Below are 7003 nucleotides of genomic sequence, written 5' to 3'. Positions count from 1 at the left end.
TATTAATTGTTTTACATCAATTTTATCCGTTGTTGTTTTTTTGGTCGGGATACAACTCAGCCAAGGGTGATGTTGTTTGGTGGTGTTGATGGGTGCTTAAGCCATTTAGTTCGTGTAATAGGGCTTGTCGATCAAAGCTAGCCTTTAAAGCTTGCGGATGATAAAGCTGCAATTGCAAAGCCTGCATTAACGTAAATAGTTTGGGCTGTTTGTGTTTCAGGTCGTTCCAATCCTGAATTTGGTAATGGATTTTTAGCCAATGTTTGAGAGCTAAATCCAGCTGTGCATCCGATAATTGGCTAAGTTGTGCAATGCTGGCTTCATCCAGTTGAACCATTATGTGGTCGTTTGTTGGTGTGCTTTTTTCAGCAGCGGGTGTGGTGTTGGTGTGGCGTTTAAATAATAACACCAGCGTAATTAACCAAAAAATCGCTAATAACGCACTGATCAGTGGCCATAAAGTGGACGAGCTGTGTGGTTGAACCGTTGGCGGCTCTAAAGCGGGGTTGGTTAGATTTAATGCCTGCTCAAGTAGCGGATTTGATTGCACGTCAAACACACGTTGATCTAGACGTGCGATCTCTAATTGATCCGTTTGGGTATTCCACCAAGGGATTTCAATAGTTTCAAAAATTATTTGACCTGGGTTATGCATAACCATCATAAAATCCTGCATTTTGTGGCTACTTAAACCGCCCGATTCAATCCGATCATTTTGGCTCACCGGATCATTATAAAGTCGGTATTCTTCGGTTTCTTGCCAATCTAAATTCGGCAGCTGACTGGCTTTTAAGCCTTGCGCTTGCAGCGTAATTCGTCGGCCCAGCGTTTCACCTGTTTTTAAGTTATTAGGTTGTGTCCATTCGTCTTTTAGTTCGATTTTTTTTGCCGGTAACCAATTGGCATTTGGCGGAAACTCCGGCGGAATGGGTTTAACCTTAAGTTGGATGGTTTCCGATTTTTGTTTAACCTGGCGTAATTCACGTTGATGCAATAAGGTGCCATCAAAACTTTGAGGTGGAATCGTGATTTCACCGCTGGTTTGGGGATACAGGGCATACACCCATTCATAAACACGATAGTTGCGTCCGGCGACTTGGCGCTCAAAACTGCGTTGGTTTTGTAAACGTTCAACCATAAAGCCATCAAATTGCGGCGCATCAATATTGCCGCGCACCAACGAACCTAGATGATAATAACGTAAGGTAAATATCACCTCACTTTGAACATAAGGATTTGCGTTATCGACCTGGGCTTCTAAATAACTAACCTGATAATCGGTTTGTTTTTGCGAGGCCGCCGCTACTTGAATTTGAATAGGTTGAGTTTGCAAGCCGTCAACCTCAAAGGCAGGAATCCGTAACTCGCCAGTACGTTTAGGCAAAATTTGTACATCCCAGTTGGTCACCGCGCTGAACTGGCCATGTACTATTTGCAATTGGTTGGAGGCTTGTGAACCGAGTACTTCAAAGTCGTTTTTTAGGCGTTCCAAATCTGGCCGATGAGTGGTTTGAAAATTGCCATTAATGTTTAGTTGAATAATATCGCCCAGTTCGACTAAGTTACGATCCACACTGGCTTGCAGTGTTTTATTGGCTAATGCCAGGCCGGGTAATAAACTTAAGGCCAAAAACAGGAAAAATAAGGGTCGTACTTGTTTGTTATTTACCATATCTTACGCTCGTTTTGCTGAGGGTCCTCAGGCGGATTTTGTTGGTATTGATAATCAAATTTGCGTCTTAAAAATAACCCAGGTTCATCCCGAATTTGATTTAACCAGGCCTGGTTGGCTTGTTCACGTTCTCGCTGGCTGGCGTTTTGTGGTGATTCGTTATGCTCTGAGTCTACCAAATCCTGCACCGATCCTTGCTCACTAGCGGATGGGTCTGGTTCAGGCTGGCTTGGTTCTGGTGTTGCGGCTTGACTTGAATCATCTAAGGCTTGATCGGTGCTGGCTTCAGAGTCTTCTGTGCTGGCCTCTGCGTTTTGTTGACTTGTTTGCGATTCGGCTTGGTTTGATTGAGTTTGATCCGATTCGTCATTTAACTCGTCGGATTCGTTATTTTTTTGATCCGGTTGAGTTTCTGATTGTGCGTTTTGGTCTTCACCCGGCTCAGGTGCTTGCTTCGCGGCATCGTCTTGCGGTTGAGTGGGTTTTGCTTGTTGTTTCAGCAGTTCTTCAACAATCGCCAGGTTATGTTGCGCTTGTGTTAAGTTTGGGTCTAAGTCTAAGGCTTGTTGATAGGCTTGTTTTGCCTCTTCTAATTGAAGTGACTTGGCTAACGCATTCCCCAGATTGTAATGGCCTTGAGGGCTGGGGTCTTTTTTAAAGACTTCGGCTGCTTGAGCATATTTTTGTTGACGATATAACGCACTGCCTTGCCAGGCGGGGTCATCAAACTCACGTTCCGCCGCGATATAATTTTGATTTAACCAGGCCTGGTAGCCGCGTTGATCACCACTTAAATAAACTTCACGCCAACGATCTGACAGTTTAATTTCAGGCTTTTGAGTTATTTCACTTTCAGCAAAACTGGCTGGCGACACCACCAGGCCTGGTATAAAGGCGATAAACACAATTGATAATACCCAGCCACGCCGAGCCGATAAGGCCACCAACACAATGAGCAAGCCCAGTAAATAAACGCCATAATCCAGTGCTTGAAACATTTGTTTGGCGTCGTCTTGTTCACGCACTGTTTCAGCTAAATAGGCCGGTTTTAAGCTGGCTAAATCTCGGTTATCGAGCTGTAAACGTTCAAGTCTTGCGCCCACTTGCTGACTAAATTGCTGCAGTTGGGCTAAGGGCAGTGGCGCTTGTACTAAACGATCTTGCGGGTCTTTTAATAAACCGTATTCCGGTATTTTTACCGCGCCGCCGGACTGCCGTCCTACCGCTAATATACTCAAACTTAGGTTGTTTTGTTCGAGCAGGTTTTTAAGTGGCTCGGTTTGGTGCGCTTCAAGGTCATCGGTAATCCAAATAATATGACCTTGGTTCACTTGAGCGCTGGTGAGTAATTCATTAGCCAGTCGGAAACCGGCGACCGCATCCGAGCCATAAGACGGCATGATTAAAGGATTAAGGTGAGGTAATAAATTTAATAAGGTCGCATTGTCGTCCGAAATGGGTGTAATAATATGTGCGGTGGCGGAATAGGCGACCAAACCGGTACGTAAATCGGGGTTTTGTTTTAATAAATCCGTGAGTTTGAACTGCACACGCGTTAAGCGATTGGGCTCTAAATCATCCGCGTACATAGACAAAGACAAGTCCAAAACAATCACGCTGCCACTGTGGGTTTTCTGCGCCGGTATTTCGACACTGTTCCAACTGGGGCCGCTGAGCGCCAAGATCGCACTGAACCAAATCAGCCCTAAACCCAACATGGCCCAATTTGAGCCGCCGGTTTTTTCGGTTTGCTCACCTAATAAATAAGGCTGAAACGCCGGATCAATCCATTTTTTCCAAGCGGTTTGTTGGGTTTGGTAACCTTTTACTCGCCACCATAAATAGGCCGCAGGCAATAAGGCCAGCAGCCAATAAGGTCTTAAAAATACCAATTCGCTCATGGCTGGCCTCCGCTGTTATCGGGCTGAACTGGGCGTGTTCTCTGCCAAGCCCAATAAAAACTTAATAACAGTGCCAAACCGAGGGGCCAAACATAAAGTTCGGTGCGTACGCGGTATTGATTAAGCGTAAATTGGCTGGATTCAATTTCGTTAATGCGTTCGTAAATGCGCGCTAATTGATCCGTTTGGCTGGCCATAAAAAACTCACCGCCGGTTAAGTCAGCAATGGTTTGTAAAGTGTCAGTATCTATATCTCGATTAGCCGATTGTTGATCCACCTGTCCAAATGCAATGGTATGAACCACCAGGCCTGCTTCGGCGGCTTTTTTAGCGGCGTCAAGTGGATCGACCGCTCCAGCGTTGTTTGAACCATCAGTTAACAACACCAACACGGCTTTTTGGTTGTTGGCTTTTGTTAGATGTTTGATGGCTAAGCCAATCGAATCTCCTAACGCGGTATTATTGCCCGCCATACCGATTTCGGTTTCGTTTAACAAGCGGCGGATCGCGTTTAAATCATAAGTTAACGGGCTCACCATAAAGGCTTGGGTACCAAACACAATTAAGCCCATACGATCACCTTGGCGCTGGCTGATAAAGTGATCCACCACGCTTTTTAAGGCGACAAGCCGATTCACTTCTCGGCCTTGCAAAATCATATCGGGTTTTTCCATACTGCCGGATAAATCCACCGATAACATCATATCGCGCCCGCTGGACTCGAACGGTGTGGGGGTTAAAAACCAAACTGGACGCATCGCCGCCAGAACCACCAGTAACCAAATAGCCAGCCAAAACATTGAGAATCGCGCTTTACCTCGGCTCAGGCTTAAATCCAGTTTAGCCGGTTGAATTTGGTTGAGTCGAGAAACTAAATGTGGTGCCAGTAAGGGTTTTTGAGGTTGGGTTGCCGGTTTTAATAAACGCACCACAAACCAAGGTAACAACACTAAAACGGCTAACCAAGGCCAAACAAAACTAAAATTGTCTAACTGGGCGATGATTGAACTCACGATTTTAGACCTCTCAGCATCATAAATGATGTCCCGCAATCCAGCGTTGCACATAACGTTGAATTTGCTGTTTTTGTTGGTGGGTTAAAGCCGGTAGATCGGGTTGATAACGTTGGTTTATGTGTTTAAAGGCATCAGGCATTTTTATAAACTGGGCTTTGGCGTGCAAAAAGTCCAACCAGGCCTGGTTGTCTAAATGCGCACAAGCTTGCCGACCGTAAGTCGTGATTGCGACTTGTTTGAGTAGTTGGTTAATTTCTATTAAAAATTGCTGATCGTTGGTTTGATCGGTTTGTTGTAAAACCTGCTTCGCTACTCGACGATACAAACGCTGTTTGTGACGCAGACGAAAATACCAAACCAGTGCCACAGTGAAACCTAATAGCAAAATTAAACTAATCCAAACACTGCTTGCCAGCGGCCACCAACCCACAGCAGAGGGCACAATAATATCTTCTAATTGTTCGAGTGCATCAAGATTCATGCGCGCAATAACCTATGTCTAAGCAGGGTTTCAATCGTGTTTTGAGTGGGGTCGATGCCAATTAACGGAATTTTATTGGCTTGCAAAGTTTGTTTTAACGACCACCAGGCCTGCTGGTATTGATTTAAATACGCTTGACCCGTGGTCGGATTTTGAGTGTTTAAATGCACCGTGTTTTCGCCATCGGTTACCGATAACTCGCCGATCGCTGGCAAGTGTTTATCTAACGGGTCTTCAACATGTAAAAAATCAATGCTGCTGTGGCGTGCGAGGGTTTTAAGAATTTTAAAGGCGTCTTCGTCTAAGTCAAATCCATCCCCAATTAAAATCAACCGACTCGCCGGATGGATGAGTGGCGCTATGGATTTTAAGGCTTGTGACCAGGCCTGGTGGTTCACTCGCCCAGGTTGGTTTAGCTGTTGGTTATGTTGCAAAGCGTGATGAAACAATTGTTGCAAGGCTTTGTGTTGGCGTTTAGGTTCGACCCACCTGGTCGCTTGCGAACCAAATACCAGCCCACCAACACGATCGGCTTGATTTAAACTTGCCCAGCTTAAAATCGCTAAACAATCTAACGCCAATACCGATTTAAAACAACGCTGACTGCCAAAAAACAAATTCGGGGTTTGTTGCACCAAAAACACAATCGGTCGTTCGTGTTCTTCGCTGAATAATTTAGTATGAGGTTTTTGGCTTCTGGCGGTCACGCGCCAGTCGATATGACGCACATCATCGCCAGCTTGGTAAGGCCGCACCTCGTTAAACTCCATACCTCGGCCTTTGCGCAATGTATGGTTTGAGCCGCCCGCCTGCGCCATAATTTTTTGTTGATGGCCGAGCTTTAAATGTTTCACGTGAAACCGCCAAGCGTTTAAGCGGGTTAAATCACTGTAAACGGCCGGCGTGTGATTCATACCAAGGTGACCCAATTTAGAATGTCATCCACCAAGTTGTCGACGGTTTTACCCATCGCTTCGGCTTCAAAACTGAGTAATAAACGATGGCGAAACACATCGTGAATAACGGCTTGCACATTATCTGGGCTCACAAAGTCTTGCCCATGCAGCCAAGCATGCGCGCGTGCGCCGCGCGATAAAGCCAAAGTTGCACGCGGGCTGACGCCATACGCAATTTGTTGCGCCAATTCGTCGCTATAGTTTTGCGGTTGACGGGTCGCCATCACCAACTCGACGATATAAGTTTTGACCGCCTCCGCCATGTGAATATTGAGAATCTCATCACGCGCGCTAAAAAGCGTAAGTTGGCCAATTTTATTCAGCGGAGCTTGTTGAATATCACGCGCCTCGTTTTCCACCAAGTCCAAAATTAAACGTTCGCTGTCGCGATCTGGGTAATCGATTGTTACATGCAACATAAAGCGGTCGAGCTGGGCTTCGGGTAACGGATAAGTGCCTTCCTGTTCAATCGGGTTTTGGGTGGCCATCACCATAAATAGTTTTTCCATCGGCATTGTCTGTTTGCCGACACTCACCTGGCCTTCCCCCATCGCCTCTAATAAAGCCGATTGCACCTTGGCGGGTGCGCGGTTTATTTCATCCGCCAGAATTAAGTTATGAAAAATCGGCCCGGCTTGAAATTCAAAGCTTGCGGTTTCTGGGCGATAAATTTCGGTGCCGGTAATGTCGGCAGGCAATAAATCGGGCGTAAATTGAATCCGATGAAAACGGCCTTCAAGTTGTTGCGCTAGGGTTTTAATCGCTTTGGTTTTCGCCAGGCCTGGTGGGCCTTCCACCAATAAATGACCGTCGGATAACAACGCAATTAACATACGTTCAATCAAGTGGGGTTGCCCCACGATGGTTTGGTTTAACGCGCTTTGTAAAGTCTGAAATTCGGTGACTAGGCTCATAGCGATCCTCTCAACATAATGAGCCCATCATTATGGCAAACTCAAGCTGAAATGCAATCTAGT

General features: G+C 45.8%; 6 protein-coding genes. All 6 read right to left on the bottom strand.

Annotated features, from left to right (window positions below; all coding sequences use genetic code 11):
* Nucleotides 1-22 precede the first annotated feature (22 nt).
* From IBX48_RS09395 to IBX48_RS09370, 6 genes are read right to left on the bottom strand one after another with little or no spacing between them, the layout of a single operon-like run.
* The gene (locus IBX48_RS09395) at nucleotides 23-1672 is read right to left on the bottom strand and encodes a BatD family protein (RefSeq protein WP_296833734.1); all 1650 of its coding nucleotides are present in this window, start codon (nucleotides 1670-1672) and stop codon (nucleotides 23-25) included.
* Nucleotides 1666-3573, bottom strand: coding sequence for a VWA domain-containing protein (locus IBX48_RS09390; RefSeq protein WP_296833731.1), 1908 nt, complete (start codon nucleotides 3571-3573; stop codon nucleotides 1666-1668). The genes IBX48_RS09395 and IBX48_RS09390 overlap by 7 nt, the downstream gene beginning before the upstream one ends.
* On the bottom strand, nucleotides 3570-4586 hold the full coding sequence (locus tag IBX48_RS09385) for a VWA domain-containing protein (RefSeq protein WP_296833726.1): 1017 nt from the start codon (nucleotides 4584-4586) through the stop codon (nucleotides 3570-3572). Before IBX48_RS09385 ends, IBX48_RS09390 begins: the two co-directional genes overlap by 4 nt.
* Nucleotides 4587-4605: 19 nt before the next feature.
* Nucleotides 4606-5070: a DUF4381 domain-containing protein gene (locus tag IBX48_RS09380; RefSeq protein ID WP_296833723.1), complete on the bottom strand. Its 465-nt coding sequence runs from the start codon at nucleotides 5068-5070 to the stop codon at nucleotides 4606-4608.
* Nucleotides 5067-5984 (bottom strand): DUF58 domain-containing protein, encoded by a 918-nt coding sequence (locus IBX48_RS09375; RefSeq protein ID WP_296833721.1) that lies wholly within the window; start codon nucleotides 5982-5984, stop codon nucleotides 5067-5069. The genes IBX48_RS09380 and IBX48_RS09375 overlap by 4 nt, the downstream gene beginning before the upstream one ends.
* A complete protein-coding gene (locus IBX48_RS09370; RefSeq protein WP_296833719.1) occupies nucleotides 5981-6940 on the bottom strand; it encodes a MoxR family ATPase in 960 nt (319 codons plus the stop codon). Before IBX48_RS09370 ends, IBX48_RS09375 begins: the two co-directional genes overlap by 4 nt.
* Nucleotides 6941-7003: the final 63 nt, after the last annotated feature.

The sequence above is a fragment of the Thiomicrospira sp. genome (assembly GCF_014859555.1).
GTDB lineage: Bacteria > Pseudomonadota > Gammaproteobacteria > Thiomicrospirales > Thiomicrospiraceae > Thiomicrospira.
This window is presented reverse-complemented; position numbering and strand designations above follow the sequence as displayed.